Below are 18,675 nucleotides of genomic sequence, written 5' to 3' on the forward strand. Positions count from 1 at the left end.
TGTCGACACCGCGGCGTCTACGATGTCGCCGCAGGTCGCGAGTGTCGGCAACACGTGCCGCGAATCAACGTCGATGAACGGTCGGGCGGGTAGTTTTCGGCACGTGCTCATCGGTTACGCGCGGGTCTCGACTCCAGATCAGAATCCGGTCCACCAGGCGGACGCCCTGCTGCGAGCCGGTGTGGCGCCGGAGAACATCCATTTGGATGTCGCGAGCGGTGCGAAGTCGTCGCGGCCGAAGCTGGATTTGGTTCTTCAGCTGCTGCGCGAAGGCGACACCTTGAAGGTCACCCGGCTGGATCGGTTGTCCCGATCGGTTCTGCACCTGATCACTCTCGGTGCGGAGCTGCGTGGGCGCGGTGTCGGGCTGCACGTGATCGAGCAGGGCATCGATACTGGGACGGCCGAGGGCCGCGCGATGTTCGGGATGCTGTCCGTCCTGGCCGAGCTGCAGCGCGAGCTGATCGTCGCCAACACCAACGATGGGCTGGCCGCCGCGCGGGCTCGCGGCCGCGTCGGGGGCCGGCGACCCCGGCTCACCCCCGACCAGGCCTCGGTTGTCCAGCAGCTCTACGACGCCCGGGAGAAGACCGTTCAGCAGATTGCAGACCTCTTCGGCGTTCCCCGCTCGACCGTATACGGCCACCTCGACCGCGCCACGACTGTCCCACGGCAGCCAAAGGGCGTCTGATCACACGACACGCCGTTGCTTAAACCATCAGATACTTGAGATATGCCTGACTGCCTCATAGCCTTTGCCCATATTTGGCATAGAGGGGCAATTATTAGCATGAGTTCGACGGAGATGCTCAACGGCTTGCGGTTGACGCTGCGCGGGATCAGAGACGAGATCCAGCCGCTGGCGAACCGGGCTGGACAGTTGGAGACGGAGCTGGCTGGAGTGCGCGCTGAACTTGAGCCGCGCACGCAGCTGGCCGCGTGGCTGGAAACAGAGCTTGTTCGGCGACAGCAGGAGCAGGGCGATTCCAGCGTTGTCTCGACATCCTATTCGGTGAACGTCCATGCTGAACAACCCATTGACAGGGTGATGGGCGGGCACGCCGGGCGGCTGCCGGTACCGCCCCAATCTGTTGGACTGCTTCGCGGGCCTTCGCGGCAACAGATCGCTGAGGAGTTGCTGACCACTGTCGCCAAGGAGCGCCCGATCGTGGCTCGGGACGTCGCCGAGCGCTACGGACTCGGAGTGGACCGTTCGCAGCGCGAGAGCGCTCGAGCCGTGCTGAACCGCTTGGTTGCCCAAGGCAAGGCGGTTCGCCTCGCCGATGGCTCGTTCATCCCGCCGGGGGCTCAGGATCGCGACTCTGTTCAGGGACAGCCGGCGGCCGCGTCGGCCGAGGAGGTCTGGGTGGCCGGATGAGCACGAAGGCCGCCACCGAGTAGCACCTCGGCGGCGGCCGAAAAACGAGACCGTCCAACATTTCACAGGCCGACGGTGGCGTTCGTCCCGAGGATAGCCCGCACCGGCACCTCGGGCGGTGCGCCATGCCGTCTCCCCGGCATGTCCGCCCGCACGGGCGGCGGAAACAGCGAGAACCCATGGTTGTCATCGCCATGCCACGGCGTCCCCATTCGCCGGACCGCGCCAACTTCACCGATCCCGTCGAGGCGTGCGACGCTGAAATCAAACCGGGAGTCCTGCGGTGGGGGGTGGTAATGTCACAGTACGTTGACACCTATATCCCCCGTGGCTCGGACCCGACCTGGTGGCGGGTGGCCGCCGAGGTCCGGCGGATCGTGAAGCTGGCCAATCCGTCAAGCTCGAAGTCGGCGGCAGACCTGCTGGGCGCCCTGGCGCGTCTGGCCAGGTTCGCCGACTCGGAGGGCCGCGAAGGCACCGCCAAGGTGTGGCTGGCCGAAGAGATGATCGAGCGTTACATCGACGTCGGGTGCCCTGGCGTCAGCCCGGCGTCCAAGAGCAACTATCGCTCCCGGCTGCGGCGGCTGCGCACTGCTGTCTTCGGTCCGGACATCACCACCGGCGCTTCAACGCGGCTGCCGGGATCGGTCGCCTCCGTCCCCTACACCACCGCCGAGATGACGGCGCTGTGGTCGTGGTCCGGGTCCCAACCAACTGTGGAGTTGCGGGCCGGCTGCCGCGTCTTGATGGCGTTGGGCCGTGGGGTGGGGCTGGACTCGCCCGAGGCGATTCCGCTGCGCCGCCACGATGTCGTCGTCGAGGGCACGCGAGACCCCGTCCTGGTGCGCGTGCGCGGTGACCGCGAACGTGTCGTCGTTTGCCGCAGGGCATGGGAGCAGGTACTACGCGATCTCGCCACAGCCGATGATGACCGCTCCCCGGTGTCCTACCTGTTCCGGCCCGAGTCGACCGCCAGGGCGAAGAATACGGTGACGAACTTCCTGGCCCGCACCAAGACCTCTGCCGCCGTGCCGCGGCTGTCGATGGGACGGCTGCGCGCGACCTGGCTTGTTGACCTCATCGACAGCGGCGTCGCGCTACCCACCATCGTTGCCGCGGCCGGTGTCGACTCACTGCACGCGCTGTCGCGGCTGATGCCGTACGTCGCTCCGGTCGACGCCGACACCGCGGCGGCGGCACTTCGGGGTGAGCGGTGACGACTCCGGAAAGCGGACGTCACCTGCTACTGGAGAAGATGCGCTCCGAACGCCCCGTCCTGGCGATTAGCGACCTCGCGGTCAAAGCCGCGCTGAACGAGATCGCCGCCACCGGTGTCCTGCCGATCCTTGAGCAGATCACCATCGCCCATCTCGGCCGCAGGCGACTGCTCACCGTCGAGGGGCTGTGGACGGGGATGCTGCTGTGTTCTGCCGAGAATCGCGGTCAGGTGCGGTTCGACAAGGTCACCGACATCCTGCACCAACGGATCGGGGCCGCTTGGCGGGCCCGGTTCGGCATCCCCGATCGGCCAGATGACGACCGAGGCTTCGAAGCCGGATACGCCGTCGTCCGACGACTCCTGCACAAGATCCTCAAAGCACTCGATCCGTCCCCGCTGCCGAAGAACCTTCGTCTGCCGAAGGAACAGGCCGCCCAGCTGCTCGCCGACGTCGACGAACACGAGGCCGAGCGACGACGATCGCTGCTGCGCACCCTGTCCAACAGCGTGCTCGAAGGATCCGTCATCCGCGTCAGGGATCTTCTCGCCCAGCACTGGGACGGCTCGGTCTCGGTCGACGGCACCGCAGTGGCCACTTTCGCCAAAGGGCTGCGCTCCACCGGGCTCGAACTGGCCACCGATCCCGACGCCGGCTGGTACGTCCGCGACGGCGACCACCGCGACGACGAAGGCGCTCTGGACAACCTGATGCGCCCGGACCGCAAACCTGAGTCGAAGGACGCCCCGGGACGCCGGAAACGCCGCAGGAAGAAATACGTGTTCGGCTACGAGGCAACGCTCGTTGTCGCCCGCGACACCGACCCGAGCCGGCAGAGCTCCGTGTTCCGGCCGCCAGCCCTGGTTCTGGCCCTGACTATGGACCGGCCGGGCCGTGAGCCAGGCAAGCGAGCCACCGAAGCCCTCGCCGATGCCTTCCTCCGGCGCGGCTACACCCGCGGCGGCTACATCGGGCCCGACCGTGCATACAACAACAGCGACCCAGGCGACTTCCAACTCCCTGTCCGCGCCATGGGGCTGAGGCCGGTATTCGACTACCGCCTCGACCAGCTCGGTATCGCCGCTGGCGTCCACGGTGCCATCCAGATCGAGGGCACCTGGTACTCCCCGGCCATGCCCCAACCGCTGATCGACGCCACTGCCGACCTGCTCGCCGGACGCATCGACAAGGCCACCTGGAAGCGCCGTATCAAAGCCCGCGCACCCTACGCACTCGTCCCCAAAGAACACCCTGATCAAGAGGGGTTTCAACGGTTTCTGTGTCCGGCCGCCGCCGGCAAGCTGCAATGCCCGATCAAACCCGCCAGCCTCAGACGCGGTCACAGCATCCCACTGGCCGACCCCGAGCCCTCACCCGTCGGCCTGCCGAAGATCTGCGCCCAGGCCTCGATCACCATCGCGCCCGAGCTCGGCGCGAAGCACGCCCAGAGCCTGCCCTACGGCTCCGATGAGTGGGTCCGCATCTACTTCACCCTGCGCAACAGCATCGAATCCTTCAACGGCTACGCCAAGGACGACAACTACGAAGCGATCGAACGCGGAGGTCGCCGGCGGATCCGCGGCATGGCCGCACAAATGCTGCTCCTGGCCTTCCAACTCCACCACGCCAACACCCGCAAGATCGATGCCTGGCTCGACACCCTGCCCGCCGGCTCCGCGAGCCGTCCCCGGCGCCGCCCGCCGCGGCGCCGGGAGAACAGGCCGCTGAGCAACTGGACGCCAACGGGCTACATGAACGACGAAGATCTACCCCAGGCCGCCTGAACAAGGCTGAAAATCATCTGAATCAAGGCCGCGTGAGCTGGCTTCTGCCCTCACCGCGGCCTTGTCAGCTGCCGCCACGCCGACGAACGTGCCCAGAGGGCCCTAATCGGGCCCAGAAACGCGATCAAGCCCGGTTCCTAGCGACTTTCGTCACCGGAACCGAGCCCTTTCGCCGGTACCTGCAAGTGCGCGAGGGGGGAGTTGAACCCCCACGCCCTTTCGGGCACACGGACCTGAACCGTGCGCGTCTGCCTATTCCGCCACTCGCGCTCGCTCTTGCTGCACAAACATTAGCATGCGGCGGAGGTCGCTCCCGCCAATATGGCGAGGGCCCCCGAGGTAGTGCTCGTCACATCCCGGTACGTCCGGTGATCTCCCGGTTCGGCGCGCTGGAATCCGGTGGGAACCGGTGGGGTGTGTCGCACGTCCTTGTGACGAGAGGGTGTTCACCTCCCTGTCTCCGGCCGGCTGCGCGCTGCTCGCCGTCGCCGCTTCCGGGCGGCTCGCTGAGCTGCGTGGGCACGGCCGTGCGGCTGATCTCGCGGCGATGTGGGTACGCAGCGGGGGACGGGGTGGTTACGATCTCATTCGTAACAGGCACGTGGAGCGGACGTCGCAGGCGGCGGACGGTGCGCGTGACCGTGGGTCCGACGACGGCAGCGCCCCGGGAAGGGTGCGCTGGACGACAGAATGGTCTGCGAGGCCGGTCAACGCTAGGCTGGCGCGCCGGAAGGGGGTGTCCGTGGGAGTCCTACAGCGGTTCGAGCGACGCATCGAAGGGTTGGTCAACGGCGCCTTCGCCAAGGCATTCAAGTCCGAGGTCCAGCCGGTCGAGATCGCGTCCGCGCTGCAGCGCGAGTGCGATGACCGGGCGGCCATAGTCAGCCAGGGACGCACCATGGTGCCCAACGACTTCACGGTCGAGCTGGGCGGCGTGGACTACGAACGGCTGGCGACCTACGCCGGTCCCCTGGGCGCCGAACTCGCCGAACTCGTCCGTGAGTACGGCGCGGAACAGCGCTATATGTTCGTCGGACCAGTCGAGGTGAAGTTCGCGCGCGCGGCCGATCTCGACACGGGGATGTTCCGGATCCAAAGTCAGGCGTTGGCAGGAGTGGTGCCCGTGTCTCAGATGCAAGGCGAGCCCCAGGGCTATGACCCCTACGGCCAGCCTCCCCCATACCAAGGCGGCCCCCAGGGCCCGCAGGGCCCCGGTGGACCCCAGGGCCCGGGCGGCCCGCAGGGTCCCGGCGGACTGCAGCCCGTGCCGCCGCCGAACCCGGTGCCGCAGCCCGCGCCGTGGGGTGCCCCGCAGCCGCCCCCGCAGGGGCAGGGCGGTCCCCAGCCCGGCTGGGGCGCTCCGCCTCCCGGCGGCCAGGGCGGCTACGACCAGGGCGGGTACGACCCGTACGGCCAGCCGCCGCCGCAGCAGGCCGGCTGGGGCCCGCCCGGCGGGCAGCAGCAGCAGTACGCGCCGCCGCCGCAGTCCCAGACCCAGTGCTGGGTGGAGATCAACGGCGCGCGGCACATGCTGACCAAGCCGGTCACCACCATGGGCCGCGGGACCGACGTCGACCTGCGGGTGGACGACCCGTCGGTGTCGCGCCGGCACGCCGAGATCCGGATCGGGACGCCCTCGTACGTCTCGGACCTGGGCTCGACCAACGGCATCGTGGTGGACAACCAGCACGTCACCCAGGCCCCCCTGCGCGACGGCTCGGTCATCCACCTGGGCACGACCACCATCATCTTCAGGCAACAGGGCTAGGGGCGAGGCGGACCCACTACAGATGTCCCAGCTGACCCTCACCGTAATTCGGCTCGCCTTCCTGGTGCTGCTGTGGCTGTTCGTGTTCTCGGCGGTCGGGGTCATGCGCTCCGACCTCTACGGGTCCCGGACGAGCAAGCGCCAGCAGGCCAAGGCGGCCAAGGCCGCGGCCGCGGCCACGACCCAGGCGGTCGCCACCCGCGGCGGCGGCGCCCGCGCGCCCTACCAGCCCGGCGCCCGCCGCGGCGGACCGCCCATGCCCACCCGGCTGGTGGTGGTCGGCGGCTCGCTGGCCGGCACCACCGTCAACATCACCAGCGGCCAGCAGGTGACGATGGGCCGGGCGCACGACTCGACCATCGTGCTGGACGACGACTACGCCTCCAGCCGGCACGCCCGGCTCTATCCGGACGCCTCCGGGCAGTGGATAGTCGAAGACCTCGGCTCCACCAACGGCACCTTCCTCGGGCAGACGAAGCTGAACGCGCCGACCGTGGCACAGATCGGTGTCCCGATCCGCATCGGCAAGACCGTGCTCGAGTTGCGCGCATAGGCATAAGGAGAGGTGCCAGATGGCTCTTGTGCTCAGGTACGCGATCCGCTCCCATGTCGGGCTGATCCGGGAGGGCAACGAGGACTCCGGTTACGCCGGCCCGCGCCTGCTCGCGATCGCCGACGGCATGGGTGGCGCCGCGGCCGGCGAGCTGGCCAGCGCCGTCGTGATGACGACGGTGTCGCGGCTGGACATGCCGGGCGGTGAGGATCTGCTGTCCGGGACCGGCGAGCTGCCCGCGATGACGCAGGGCGGCCAGCCGCTGCCCGGCGGTCCGGCGGCCCCCGGCCCCGGCGGCGTGCCGGAGAACGAGCAGACCCTGCACATCTCCCAGCACGACCTGGCCGCCCGCGAGTCCGGCCACCCGCACTCGGCCCCCGACCCGACGCTCGGCGAGCCGGACCTGGCGCTGCTGGGCGGCGCGGTGGTGGCGGCCAACGAGCGGCTGCGCGCGATCGTGGCCGAGCGCCCCGAGCTGGAGGGCATGGGCACCACGCTGACCGCGATGCTGTGGTCCGGCGGCCGCTTCGGCATGGTGCACGTCGGCGACTCCCGCGCCTACCGGCTGCGCGACGGCCTGCTGGAGCAGATGACCGCCGACCACACCTGGGTGCAGCGCCTGATCGACGAGGGCCGGATCACCGAGGAGGAGGCGGGCCACCACCCGCAGCGCTCCCTGCTGATGCGGGTCCTGGACGGCCGCACGCAGGTCGAAGCGGACATCGGCACCTTCGACGCCTACGCCGGCGACCGCTATCTGCTGTGTTCTGACGGCTTGTCAGGATTTGTTTCACAGGAAACACTGGCCGAGACGCTGGCCGCCTACGCGGACCCGCAGCAGGCCGTGGACGCGCTCATCGAGCTGGCGCTGAGGGCCGGCGGGCCGGACAACATCACCTGCATCGTCGCCGACACCCTCGACGACGGGACCATCCCCGGCGCCAGCCCGAACGAGTCCACCCAGATGCTGGGGTCGCTGACCCCGGTGGTGGTCGGCGCGGCCAGCGAGGGCGTGGAGCAGCTGCCCCGGTTCAGCACCCCGGCGACCGGCGGGCCCGGCGGCCAGCAGGACGACTTCCCGCAGAACCACCCGGCCGGCCGCGCCGCGCGCCTGCGCTCCCGGCGCGGTCAGCAGAACCAGCAGGGCCAGCAGATGACGGCCGAGCACCCGGGCGGGCCGGTGGCCACCGCGCCGCCGCAGTACGACCCGTCCGCGCAGACCGCCGAGATGGAACCGCTGCCCGGGCAGCGCGGCGGCATGCCGGGGGTGGAGAACCAGCACCCCGGGGCGCCGCGTCATCCCGGGGAGGCCTACGGCGGCCCGGACGGCGTGCCCGGCGGTCCGCGCGCCCCGGCGCCCGCCAAGCGGAGCAAGAAGGGCCTGCTCATCAGCGGCGCGGTCGTCGTGGTGCTGGCCGCCGCCGCGGGCGGTGCGTATGTGTACAGCCAGGGGCAGTACTACGTGACGCCGTCCTCGGACAACAAGCAGGTGCTGCTCTACCAGGGCATGTCGCAGCTGTCGTTCGCGTCGTCGCAGCAGTCGCTGTCCGAGGGCCCGCTGTGGATCAACGCGGTACCGCAGAGCAAGCGCACAGATCTGTACAAGACCCAATCCTTCAGCTCCAAGGACGCCGCGCTGGCGTACTTGGAGCAGTACCGTGCGGCTGCCAAGTCCTGCGCCGACTACCGGCACAGCCAGCCGGCCATCCAGAGCCAGCCGCAGCACGTCACCACGTCGGTCAAACCGGCGGCCGGCTCCGGGGCGCCACAACCGGCGCCGCAAGCAGTGCCGCAAGCAGTGCCGCAACAGAACCTCGCCCCGTCCTCGCCGCCGACCGCGTCCAAGCAGGGCGCGCCGCTGGCGAACGGGCCGGTTTCCCCGAGCACCACCGCGCCCGGCGACCCGACCGGCTCCACCGCCTCCGGCGGCGGCCAGCAGGGATCGCCGGAGCCCCAGAATCCCTCGTCGCCGGCCACGACATCCCCGTCGCAGCAAGGTGACGACCCGCAGATGAAGGCGTACTGCGCCGGAACAACGGACGGTCCTTAGTAGTGTCGATGTCAGCCGCCCCGCCCCGGCCCGAAGAACCCCTGATCCCCAAGCGCCGCAACACCGAGCTGCTGCTCAGTCTGTTCGCGGTGGCGGTCGCCATGTTCGCCTACGCCAACGTGGGCCTGGCCGACAACGGCAAGCTGCCGGCCGGCATGTGGGGTGTCGGCGCGGGCCTGGCGGCGGTGGTGCTCGTCGCCAACGGCCTGATCCGCTACGCCGCACCGTACGCGGACCCGCTGTTCCTGCCGCTGGCGATCTTCCTCAACGGCATCGGCCTGGTGCTGATCCACCGCCTGGACATCTACGACTCCGAGCACTACCAGGCGCTGCACAAGGCCAACCCGGTCAAGTACCACATCGCGCCGGCCGGGTCGACGACGAACCAGTTGATGTACACCGCGCTGGGCATCATCGCGATGGCGGCCTTCCTGCTGTTCGTCAAGGACCACAAGATCCTGCAGCGCTACGCCTACATCTCGATGGTCTCCGGCCTGTTCCTGGTCGCCATCCCGGCCGTGCTGCCGGCCTCGATCTCCAGCGCCAACGGCGCGAAGAGCTGGATCCGCTTCCCCGGCGGGGTCTCGATCCAGCCCGCCGAGTTCGGCAAGCTACTGCTGGTCTCGTTCTTCGCGGCGTTCCTGATGGCCAAGCGCGACGCGCTGCGCGTGGCCTCGCGCCGGGTGCTCGGCCTGAACATCCCGCGCGGCCGCGACATGGGGCCGATCGCGGTCTGCTGGGTCCTGGCGATGCTCATCCTGGTCTTCGAGACCGACCTCGGTGTCTCGCTGATGTTCTTCGGCGCCTTCGTGGTGCTGCTGTACATCGCGACCGAACGGACCTCGTGGCTGGTGTTCGGCCTCACCGCGTTCATCGGCGGCGCCGTGTTCATCGCCACGACGGTGCCGCACGTCCAGCAGCGCGTGAACAACTGGCTGCACCCGTTCAACGGCGAGCTGTGCGCCGCCCAGGTCCCGACCCCGAAGAACTGCCCCTCGGACCAGATCTCGCAGTCCATCTACGGCTTCGCCACCGGCGGCATCTTCGGCAAGGGCCTGGACCAGGGCCGGCCCTGGCTGGTCGGGTTCGCCAAGAACGCGGACTTCATCCTGGTCACGGTCGGCGAGGAGCTCGGCATGGTCGGGCTGTTCGCGTTGATGATGGTCTACACGCTGTTCGTGATGCGCGGCTTCAAGACCGCGCTGCTGATCCGCGACAACTACGGCAAGCTCCTGTCCGCCGGTCTGGCCGTGACGTTCGCGCTGCAGGTGTTCATCACCGCCGGCGGCGTCATGCGGGTCATCCCGCTGACCGGTCTGCCGATGCCGTTCCTGGCCGCCGGCGGTTCGGCGCTGGTGGCGAACTGGGTCGTGGTCGCGCTGCTGATCAGATTGTCCGACTCCGCGCGGCGGCCGCTGCCGCCGGCGATCCCGCTGACCGACGACGAGCTGCGGAACATGCGTCTGGCGGCCGCCCAGAAGATGCCGTCGAACGCGGTCCAGGGGCGGCACGCTCAGCCGGCGGCGCCGCAGGGCCCCGAGGGTCCGCAGCGTCCGCACCCGCTGGCGCAGCCGGGCCTGGGCCAGACCGCTCTCGGCCAGACCGGACTGGGCCAAACCGGACTTGGGCAGACGGGATTCGGCCCGGGTGCTCCCGGCGGCCCGACGCCTCCGGGCGCGGCCGATCCCACCCAGCCGATGCCCGTCCGTCCCGTCGGCGCCCCCGGCGCCGCCGGATCGGCCGGTGCGGCCGATGCCACGCAGGCCGTCCCCTCCCAGCCCCGCGGTTACGGAGAGCAGACGGCGCTGCGCGCAGCGGAGGCGACCCAGGCGATGCAGGCCACATCCGGCCCGAGCGCGGAACCGGAACAGGGCCAGACGGAGTCCTATATCCCGGCGTTCGAAGACGACGAAGACGACGACGTGCGGACCCGACCGACGCCGGCGCCCGGGGTCACCCCGGGTGACGCGGCCGGCCGGCAGGGTCCGCCGGAGCGGAGGTACGGACCGTGAACCAGCCGATCAGGCGGGTGGCCCTGTTCTGCTTCCTGCTCATCGCCAGCCTGCTCGTCAGCTCCAACTATCTGCAGGTGGTCAACGCCGACAGCTACAAGGCGCGCAACGGCAACCAGCGCAACATCCTGGACGCCTTCGCGTATCCGCGCGGCCAGATCCTCACCGCCGACGGAACCGTCATCGCCGAATCAGTGCCCTCCGGCGGGATCTCGTACAAGTACCAGCGCACGTACCCGCTGAAGTCGGACTACGCCAACATCACCGGCTGGAAGTCGATCGGCTACGGCGCCACCGACATAGAGTCGTCCCTCGACAAGTTCCTGCAGGGCACGGACAGTTCCGAGTCCGTGGCGAACTTCATGGACACGCTGACCGGCAAGTCCAAGAAGGGCGGCGACGTCCAGCTGACGCTGCAGAACTCGGTGCAGCAGGCGGCGATCGCCGGACTGAAGGGCAAGCAGGGTTCGGTGGTGGCCCTGGACCCGACCACCGGTGCCATCCTGGCGATGTACTCCTCGCCGAGCTTCGACCCGAACGGGATAGCGTCCAACGACGGCGACACCTCCAGCGCGGCGGGCAAGGTGCTGGAGAACGACAAGACCAAGCCGAACCTGAACCACGCGATCCAGGAGAACTACCCGCCCGGCTCGGTCTTCAAGCTGGTCACCGCGGCCGCCGCGCTGGACTCCGGCAAGTACCAGGAGACCACCCCGACCGGCGCGGACGCCAACGGTTTCTCCGTCCCGGGTTCCGGCTACACCCTGACGAACGAGAACCAGGAGTCCTGCCCGGGGACCGACCTGAAGACGGCGCTGGCCCAGTCCTGCAACTCCGTCTACGGCTACGTCGGTGCCCAGCTCGGCCCCCAGATCATGTCCACCTACGCCTCGAAGTTCGGGTTCAACGACCCGAGCCTGAAGATCCCGCTGTCGGTGGCCCAGTCGAGCTTCCCGTCGCCGACCGCCATCGGCAACAACCAGCTGGCGCTGGCCCAGGACTCCATCGGCCAGGGCGACACCCAGGTGACCCCGCTGCAGGCGGCGATGATCGCGGCCTCGGTGGCCAACGGCGGCGCCATCATGCAGCCCTACCTGGTGGACAAGGAGACCGCGCCCAACGGGCACGTCACCTACAAGGGGTCGGACCACCAGCACGTGCTCAGCCAGGCGATGAGCCCGGCGACCGCGGGCACCCTCGACGACATGATGCAGAACGTGGTCGCGAACGGCACCGCCAAGACCGCCGCCGTGTCCGGCGTCCAGATGGGCGCCAAGACCGGTACCGCGCAGCGGGCCGCGGGCCAGAACCCGCTGGCCTGGTTCGTCTGCTACGGCACGGCCAACGGCAAGAAGGTCGCGGTCGCGGTGATGGTCGAGACCAACAACCCCAGCATCCGCGGCGACATCAGCGGTGTCGGGTTCGCCGGCCCGACGGCCGACGCGGTACTGAAGGCGGCACTGGGAGTGAGCTGACGCGGAAGTGGGCCGCCTGAACGGGGCGGGGTGTCGGACCGGCGGGCGCGGGTAACGCCAGAGCCGGTCCGGCGGGGATTCCGGAGCGCGCCACTGGCGCCGGACCCGGTTCGGGGGATACTGCCGGAAGCAAGTTTTCGACTGAGACGATGTCAGACCGCCGCCACCGGGTGGCGATCGATGAGCTGGAGCGATGAGATGTCCGGAACCTACCCCGGGGCGGAACAGCCGCGGCGGCTCGGCGGCAGGTACGAGCTGGGCTCCGTGCTGGGTCGAGGCGGGATGGCCGAGGTCTTCATGGCCCGCGACACCCGGCTGGGCCGCACGGTGGCCGTGAAGACGCTGCGTGCCGACCTGTCGCGGGACCCCACGTTCCAGGCGCGGTTCCGCCGCGAGGCGCAGTCCGCGGCGTCCCTGAACCACCCGGCGATCGTGGCGATCTACGACACCGGCGAGGACTTCGAGAACGGAGTCTCGGTTCCCTACATCGTGATGGAGTACGCCGACGGCTCCACGCTGCGCGACCTGCTGCACTCCGGCCGCCGGCTGCTGCCCGAGCGGGCCCTGGAGATCACCGCCGGCGTGCTGCAGGCCCTGGACTACTCGCACCGCAACGGCATCATCCACCGGGACATCAAGCCGGCGAACATCATGCTGACCCGGTCCGGCACCGTGAAGGTGATGGACTTCGGCATCGCCCGCGCCATGGCCGACAACGGCATGACGATGACGCAGACCGCGGCGGTCATCGGCACCGCGCAGTACCTGTCGCCGGAGCAGGCCAAGGGCGAGACCGTGGACGCCCGCAGCGACCTGTACTCCACCGGCTGCCTGATGTTCGAGCTGCTCACCGGCCGGCCGCCGTTCGTCGGCGACTCCCCGGTGGCCGTGGCCTACCAGCACGTGCGCGAGGAGCCGCAGCCGCCGTCCTCCTACGACCCGGAGATCAGCCCGGCGATCGACGCGGTGGTGCTGAAGTCGCTGGCCAAGACCGCCGACGCGCGCTACCAGTCGGCCACCGAGATGCGCGCGGACATCGAGCGGGTGCTGGACGGCCGGCCCACCGAGGCGCAGACCGCGGTGCTGGGGCCGGCGAACATGCCGACCCAGCGGCTCGACCCCCGCCAGGTGGGCGCGGCGGCCGCGGTCGGCCAGACCCGGGCGATGCCCGCGGTCGAGGTGCCGACCGGCTACCAGCCCGCGGCGACGCCCGGGTACGACGACGAGTACGGGAACGGTCCCGGAGGACGGCCGCCAGCCGGCCCGCCGCGCCGCCCCGAGCCGCGCCGTCCTCCGGAGCCGGAGAAGAGCGGCAAGACCGGGTACATCATCCTGGCCATCGCCGGCATCGCCGCGGTCATCGCGGCGATCCTGCTGGCGAAGTCACTCCTGAAGTCCGGCGGCAACAGCGACTCCAAGGCGGTACCGGACTTCGGTGTCGGGGCGAACAGCGTCCAGCAGGCTCAGTCGATCCTGGCCAAGCCGGAGAACGCCGGCTGGACCCTGACCGGCGACGGCACGGCCTGCCCCGGCAACATCGACATGCACTCGTCCCCGAAGGGGACGATCATCGCCCAGAACCCGACGGCCAACGGCAACTTCATGAAGCCCCAGCCGATCACCTACTGCCTGTCGCTCGGCCCGCAGCTGGGCAAGGTGCCGGCCACGGCCACCCTCAACGGGTGGACCGAGGCCACCCTGAAGGCGTACCTGACCGGTGCCCACTTCGATCTGACCAACGCGGTGACGTCGACGGCGCCGGACCCGACGGTGCCGAAGGGCAACATCCTCCACGTGATCGACGCCAACAACAACAGCGCGGTCATCGACGGTACCCAGCAGGACACGAGCAAGGTCCAGATCGGCTGGGTCATCTCCTCCGGCAAGGCCACGATCCCGCTCACCGCCGGGAACCTCGTCGGCCAGCCGTACGGCAGCGTCGTGTCGCAGATCACGGCCCAGGGCTTCACCAACGTCAAACCGACGCAGGACAGCTCGGCCGGCACCGTGGGGACCGGCAACGTGACCCGGATCAACGTGCCGGACGGCCAGTACCCCAAGGACACGCCGATCGTGGTCTACTACGCGCCGGCGCCGCCCCCGACCACGCCGCCGAGCACCCAGCAGCAGACCTGCGACCCGACGGACCCGAGTTGTCAGCAGGGCGGTCCCACGACGACGACGTCCGGGCCGGGAAACCCGAGCCAGACCAACTCGAACAACCCGGCCTGCATCCTGGACCCGCAGCTGTGCCCGAGCAGCCCGACGTCGACCAAGAAGGGCGGCGGCGGTAACTAGCCGGTTCGCTATAGCGAAGCCCCGCACGGAAGGTTCCGTGCGGGGCTTTGTGTTTCTCTGCTTAGAAGTTCTCGCTCTAAGAGCGTTCTCGCCGCTAAGAGTTCCGTCCTGAGGATGGTCCTCAGTTGGCCGCGCCGATCACCACCGGCGCCAGGCCTGCGGAGCGTTCCACTGCCCCGGCGTCGCCGCACACGGTCAGCCAGTTCGCCAGCATCCGGTGGCCGCCCTCGGTCAGGACCGACTCGGGGTGGAACTGCACGGCCTCCACCGGGAGTTCGCGGTGGCGGATGCCCATGATGACGCCGGAGTCCGTGCGCGCGGTGACGAGCAGGTCCTCGGGCAGCGTCCCGGGCTCCACGGCCAGCGAGTGGTAGCGCGTGGCCGTGAACGGGTCCGCCAGGCCCTGGAAGACGCCCAGGCCGTCGTGGGTGACCGTGCTGGTCTTGCCGTGCAGCAGCTCCGGGGCGCGGCCGACCACGGCGCCGTGCGCGACCGCGATCGACTGCAGGCCCAGGCAGACGCCGAAGACCGGGATCCGGTGCTCCTCGGCATAGCCGACCATCTTGATGCAGACGCCGGCTTCCTCGGGGACGCCGGGGCCGGGAGAGAGCAGGACGCCGTCGTAGTCGTGCGCCGCCTCGACGCCGATCGCGTCGTTGCGCACCACCTCGCACTCCGCGCCGAGCTGGTACAGGTACTGAACGAGGTTGTAGACGAAGCTGTCGTAGTTGTCGACGACCAGGATCCGCGCTGCCATGCCGTGAGCCTACCGGCCCGGCGGAGGCGCTACTGCGAGACCGTGTTGCCGCTGAACGGCATCAGCGGCTCGATCCACGGGAAGATCCAGCCGAACAGGAGCACCACGATCAGGGCCGCGGCGACCAGGGCGATGAGCACCTTCGCGTAGACGGGCCCCGGAAGGTGCCGCCACAGAAACGCGTACATCGCCTGCTCCTCTCTCTACAGACTTCTCTATAGAGGTCTCTATGAGGTTTTACCAGAGTCCTATTGGAACTTGGGGGTGTTCACGGTCAATGCCGGGGGCTCCCCCGCGGACCGCGGCTGCTGGGCGATCAGCGTGCCGGTGACGATCATGCGCTGCGTGGAGGCCCACCACGGGTTGCAGGTGGTCAGGGTGATCAGCTTCTGCGACGGCGTCTCGCCCGGGTGGTCGGGGACCGGCGCGACCACGGCCAGGTCGGTCGGGTCGACGATGAACGGGTCGCGGTCCTCGCGGTAGGTGTACCAGGTGTCCGCGGTCTCCACCACGATCAGGTCGCCGGCGCGCATCTCGTCGAGGTAGCGGAACGGCTCGCCGTGCGTCTTGCGGTGGCCGGCGACCGCGAAGTTGCCGACGCGTCCGGGCAGCGCGGAGTCCTTGTAGTGGCCGACGCCGCGGCCCAGCAGGTCCAGGGAGGTGCCCTGCAGGACCGGGATCGACTTGTCGCCGAGCCGGGGGATGTGCAGGATCGCGAAGGCCGCGCCGGAGGTGCCGCGGCTGTCGGCGGTGTCGAAGGGCCCGAGGCCGGCCGGGGTTGCGGAGCCGGCCGAGCGCGGCGTCGGCGGCTGCGCGGCCCAGAGCTTGTGCAGGTCCGAGACCTCGGACCTCATCGCCTCGTCGGCGATCACGTTGGTGTAGAAGAGCTGGTAGGCGCAGAACAGGAAGAGTACGACGCCCAGCGTGATCAGGATCTCACCGACGGATCGGATCGCCGTTCGTGCACGCTCTGCCCACATTCCGCCAGTTTGTCGGCTTCAGGGCGCCACGGAGGCGAACGACACGTCGAGCGGTCCGGTATAGCCCGGCAGCGTCACTCGATCGCGTGCCTTCACGTCCCAGCCGAGCCCGTAGGCGTTGACGTACTCCAGATAGGTCTGCACGGCCGGGGCGGCCATCAGCGCGGCGCGCATCTTCGTCGGGTCGCCGACCGCGGTGATCGCGTAGGGCGGGGAGTAGACGCGGCCCTGGAGCAGCAGCGTGTTGCCCACGCAGCGCACCGCCGAGGTCGGCGCCAGGCGCTGGTCCATCAGCTGGATCCCGGTCGCGCCGCCGGCCCACAGCGCGTTCACCACGGCCTGCACGTCCTGCTGGTGGATGATCAGCCAGTCCGGCTGCGCCGCGGGGGCGCCGGCGGCCGGCTGCGCGTTCGGCGGGGCGTCGTTGAGGGTCACGGTCAGGGCCGAGCCGGTGACCGGGGTCAGGGCCACCGGGCCGGACAGCGAGTCGACCTGGGCCTGCGCCGCCTTCACCCGGGCGTCGGCGCTCTGGCCGCGGGTCAGGGCGTCCTGCGCCGCGCGCTGCGCCGCCACCTGCTCGGTAAGCTGTTGGTTGTGCGTGTTCTGGGCACGGATCACGTCGGAGAGCTGCGCACCCCGGTCCGGCCGGATGTCTCCCTGGCCGTCGGCGGTGTCCCGGGCGGTCAGGAACAGCGCCCCGGCGAGGGCGAACACCAGCACCACACCGGTGTGCCAGACCACCCGGGAGGGCCGCCGCCGGGCCGGTTCCGGGGCGGGCTCCGGTGCCGTCCGCCGGGTCGGCTCCGGGCCGTCCGCCGATGCGGGTTCGTCCAGCTGATCGCGCCCTGACGCCATGGCGGATACGCTATCGGACGCACACTGTCGCATGCCCGATCGAGGCCGCACAGCAGCCGAGCAATCCAGGAGTGAACCGTGCCCGAGTCGAAGGTCCGCAAGAAGGCCGCGTACACCCCGCCGCCGGACAAGAGGCAGCCGATCAAGCTGGACACCGGGAACCGGGTGGTGCTGCCGCTGATGGTCGGGTGCTTCGTGCTCGGCCTGCTGTGGATAGTGGTGTACTACCTGTCGAACATGACGTACCCGGTCTCCGCGCTGCACGGCTGGAACATGGCCGTCGGCTTCGGGTTGATCATCACCGGCTTCATCGCGTCCATGAAGTGGAAGTAGCGCCGCGCGCTTTGCGTCGCCGTCGTCACCGACTGTGCCCGATCGCTGCCTAACACAACATCCACAGGCTTATCCCCAGTGTGGATAAGTACCGGATGCCTGTGGATAACTATCTGGAACGTCGGTGACGACGCTGGTCGGGCCGGGTGTGTACGGCGCGCCGTCAACAGTGCGCGTACGGTTCGCCGGGTCGTTCAGGTGTGCGGTGTGCACGGCCGTCCCGGCGATCGCCAGGGCCAGCACCAGCGCCATGGTGCCGAAGCCGAGCCCGTTGAGCAGCCGCACCTGCTGCTCACGGGGCGCCCTGGCCTTGCCGAGGGCGCGGATGAGCTCCGGGGCGAAGGCGTAGACCGCGCCGATCAGCGCCCCGGCCACCACGCCGCCGACGTGGTCGCGCCAGTCGATGTTGGTGTTCTGCAGCGGGATCACGATGTTGATCACCAGGACCACGACGATCATCCCGGGGTCCAGGATCTTGCGCCGCAGCCCGATCACCACCAGACAGCCGAACACCGCGGAGATCGCGCCGGAGGCGCCCAGGCTCGCCGGGCTCAGCGGGGTCATGAACCAGTAGGACGTCACCGCCCCGGCCAGCCCGCCGATCAGGTAGACCAGCACGAACCGCAGCTTGCCCAGCATCGCCTCGAGCATCGGGCCGATGAAGAACAGCGAGATCATGTTCGAGGCGATGTGCACCAGGTTCGCGTGCAGGAACATCGAGGTGACCAGGCGGTACCACTCGCCGTTCGCCACGCCTATCGGCTGGCCGTCCACCCACGTGCCCTTGGCGATCAGCTCCAGCCGCATGTCCAGGGTGTTCACCTGGAACACCCCGCCGCCGGCCGCGCCGACCTGCGAGGTACCGACGATGTGCTGCAGGCCGAACATCACGAAGTTCAGCGCGATCAGGCTGTAGGTGACCACCGGGACCACCCGGGGCCGCAGCACCGCGCCGAACGGGGTCCGGGCCTTGGGCACCTGCTGGTTGCCGCCGCGCACGCAGTCCGGGCACTGGAAGCCGACCGAGGCGGGGACCATGCACTCCGGGCAGATGCGGCGCTCGCAGCGGGTGCAGCGGATCTGCGCCTCCCGCTCCGGATGCCGGTAGCAGGCCGGGAGGTCGGTGGCCGGCACGGGAGGGCTGCCTGGGCTGCCTGGCGGCATCGTCACGGTGGTCCTCTTTAGGTACAGCGACGCGAAGCGTCCCGTTGACGG

At 69.6% G+C, this 18,675-nt stretch carries 15 protein-coding genes, 1 tRNA gene and 1 pseudogene; 11 read left to right on the plus strand and 6 right to left on the minus strand.

Annotated elements, in window-relative coordinates:
- The first annotated feature begins 22 nt into the window (after window positions 1-22).
- From ABH920_RS01575 to ABH920_RS01590, 4 genes are all read left to right on the plus strand, one after another.
- On the plus strand, window positions 23-691 hold the full coding sequence (locus ABH920_RS01575) for a recombinase family protein (RefSeq protein ID WP_370345924.1): 669 nt from the start codon (window positions 23-25) through the stop codon (window positions 689-691).
- Window positions 692-790: 99 nt separating this feature from the next.
- Complete coding sequence (locus ABH920_RS01580; protein ID WP_370345926.1) at window positions 791-1,378, plus strand: hypothetical protein; 588 nt, start codon at window positions 791-793, stop codon at window positions 1,376-1,378.
- Between the two features lie 179 nt (window positions 1,379-1,557).
- On the plus strand, window positions 1,558-2,595 hold the full coding sequence (locus ABH920_RS01585) for a hypothetical protein (RefSeq protein ID WP_370345928.1): 1,038 nt from the start codon (window positions 1,558-1,560) through the stop codon (window positions 2,593-2,595).
- Window positions 2,592-4,379, plus strand: coding sequence for a hypothetical protein (locus ABH920_RS01590; protein ID WP_370345930.1), 1,788 nt, complete (start codon window positions 2,592-2,594; stop codon window positions 4,377-4,379). The genes ABH920_RS01585 and ABH920_RS01590 overlap by 4 nt, the downstream gene beginning before the upstream one ends.
- Window positions 4,380-4,565: 186 nt before the next feature.
- Here ABH920_RS01590 and ABH920_RS01595 read toward each other — a convergent pair.
- Window positions 4,566-4,649, minus strand: a tRNA-Leu gene (locus ABH920_RS01595).
- A 472-nt stretch (window positions 4,650-5,121) separates the two neighbouring features.
- On the opposite strand from ABH920_RS01595, the gene ABH920_RS01600 reads away from it, so the two are divergent.
- The 6 genes and pseudogenes from ABH920_RS01600 to pknB all read left to right on the plus strand — a co-directional run bounded on the left by ABH920_RS01600 (window position 5,122) and on the right by pknB (window position 14,535).
- A complete protein-coding gene (locus ABH920_RS01600; RefSeq protein WP_194913307.1) occupies window positions 5,122-6,147 on the plus strand; it encodes an FhaA domain-containing protein in 1,026 nt (341 codons plus the stop codon).
- Between the two features lie 22 nt (window positions 6,148-6,169).
- Entirely contained in the window at window positions 6,170-6,700 is a 531-nt protein-coding gene (locus tag ABH920_RS01605; protein ID WP_194913308.1) for an FHA domain-containing protein, read from the plus strand.
- 19 nt (window positions 6,701-6,719) lie between these two features.
- On the plus strand, window positions 6,720-8,750 hold the full coding sequence (locus tag ABH920_RS01610) for a hypothetical protein (RefSeq protein WP_370345933.1): 2,031 nt from the start codon (window positions 6,720-6,722) through the stop codon (window positions 8,748-8,750).
- An 8-nt stretch (window positions 8,751-8,758) separates the two neighbouring features.
- Window positions 8,759-10,201 (plus strand): annotated as a pseudogene (locus ABH920_RS01615) (FtsW/RodA/SpoVE family cell cycle protein); the annotation flags it as partial.
- A 557-nt stretch (window positions 10,202-10,758) separates the two neighbouring features.
- The gene (locus ABH920_RS01620) at window positions 10,759-12,237 is read left to right on the plus strand and encodes a peptidoglycan D,D-transpeptidase FtsI family protein (protein ID WP_370345935.1); all 1,479 of its coding nucleotides are present in this window, start codon (window positions 10,759-10,761) and stop codon (window positions 12,235-12,237) included.
- Between the two features lie 198 nt (window positions 12,238-12,435).
- Window positions 12,436-14,535, plus strand: coding sequence for a Stk1 family PASTA domain-containing Ser/Thr kinase (gene pknB / locus ABH920_RS01625; protein ID WP_370345937.1), 2,100 nt, complete (start codon window positions 12,436-12,438; stop codon window positions 14,533-14,535).
- 121 nt (window positions 14,536-14,656) lie between these two features.
- Here pknB and ABH920_RS01630 read toward each other — a convergent pair whose 3' ends face one another.
- The 4 genes from ABH920_RS01630 to ABH920_RS01645 are packed head-to-tail and all read right to left on the minus strand — an operon-like array spanning window position 14,657 to window position 17,127.
- The gene (locus tag ABH920_RS01630) at window positions 14,657-15,292 is read right to left on the minus strand and encodes an aminodeoxychorismate/anthranilate synthase component II (RefSeq protein WP_370345939.1); all 636 of its coding nucleotides are present in this window, start codon (window positions 15,290-15,292) and stop codon (window positions 14,657-14,659) included.
- A 29-nt stretch (window positions 15,293-15,321) separates the two neighbouring features.
- A complete protein-coding gene (locus ABH920_RS01635; protein WP_370345941.1) occupies window positions 15,322-15,480 on the minus strand; it encodes a hypothetical protein in 159 nt (52 codons plus the stop codon).
- Window positions 15,481-15,540: 60 nt separating this feature from the next.
- Window positions 15,541-16,272 carry a class E sortase gene (locus ABH920_RS01640; protein ID WP_370345943.1) on the minus strand — a complete coding sequence of 244 codons (732 nt, stop codon included), beginning with the start codon at window positions 16,270-16,272 and terminating at the stop codon, window positions 15,541-15,543.
- 18 nt (window positions 16,273-16,290) lie between these two features.
- Entirely contained in the window at window positions 16,291-17,127 is an 837-nt protein-coding gene (locus ABH920_RS01645) for a DUF881 domain-containing protein (protein WP_370345945.1), read from the minus strand.
- A 78-nt stretch (window positions 17,128-17,205) separates the two neighbouring features.
- Between ABH920_RS01645 and crgA the strand changes: the two genes are divergently transcribed.
- Window positions 17,206-17,460: a cell division protein CrgA gene (crgA, locus tag ABH920_RS01650; protein ID WP_194913332.1), complete on the plus strand. Its 255-nt coding sequence runs from the start codon at window positions 17,206-17,208 to the stop codon at window positions 17,458-17,460.
- Between the two features lie 69 nt (window positions 17,461-17,529).
- Here crgA and ABH920_RS01655 read toward each other — a convergent pair whose 3' ends face one another.
- The gene (locus ABH920_RS01655) at window positions 17,530-18,624 is read right to left on the minus strand and encodes a rhomboid family intramembrane serine protease (RefSeq protein WP_370346704.1); all 1,095 of its coding nucleotides are present in this window, start codon (window positions 18,622-18,624) and stop codon (window positions 17,530-17,532) included.
- Window positions 18,625-18,675: the final 51 nt, after the last annotated feature.

This window comes from Catenulispora sp. EB89, assembly GCF_041261445.1.
Taxonomy (GTDB): Bacteria; Actinomycetota; Actinomycetes; order Streptomycetales; family Catenulisporaceae; genus Catenulispora.

Coding starts and splice junctions, on each gene's coding strand:
- ABH920_RS01580 (WP_370345926.1), top strand. CDS start 791: ATGAGTTCGACGGAGATGCTCAACGGCTTGCGGTTGACGCTGCGCGGG.
- ABH920_RS01655 (WP_370346704.1), bottom strand. CDS start 18,624: ATGCCGCCAGGCAGCCCAGGCAGCCCTCCCGTGCCGGCCACCGACCTC.
- ABH920_RS01630 (WP_370345939.1), bottom strand. CDS start 15,292: ATGGCAGCGCGGATCCTGGTCGTCGACAACTACGACAGCTTCGTCTAC.
- ABH920_RS01610 (WP_370345933.1), top strand. CDS start 6,720: ATGGCTCTTGTGCTCAGGTACGCGATCCGCTCCCATGTCGGGCTGATC.
- ABH920_RS01635 (WP_370345941.1), bottom strand. CDS start 15,480: ATGTACGCGTTTCTGTGGCGGCACCTTCCGGGGCCCGTCTACGCGAAG.
- ABH920_RS01585 (WP_370345928.1), top strand. CDS start 1,558: ATGGTTGTCATCGCCATGCCACGGCGTCCCCATTCGCCGGACCGCGCC.
- ABH920_RS01605 (WP_194913308.1), top strand. CDS start 6,170: ATGTCCCAGCTGACCCTCACCGTAATTCGGCTCGCCTTCCTGGTGCTG.
- ABH920_RS01640 (WP_370345943.1), bottom strand. CDS start 16,272: ATGTGGGCAGAGCGTGCACGAACGGCGATCCGATCCGTCGGTGAGATC.
- ABH920_RS01575 (WP_370345924.1), top strand. CDS start 23: ATGTCGCCGCAGGTCGCGAGTGTCGGCAACACGTGCCGCGAATCAACG.
- ABH920_RS01645 (WP_370345945.1), bottom strand. CDS start 17,127: ATGGCGTCAGGGCGCGATCAGCTGGACGAACCCGCATCGGCGGACGGC.
- pknB (WP_370345937.1), top strand. CDS start 12,436: ATGTCCGGAACCTACCCCGGGGCGGAACAGCCGCGGCGGCTCGGCGGC.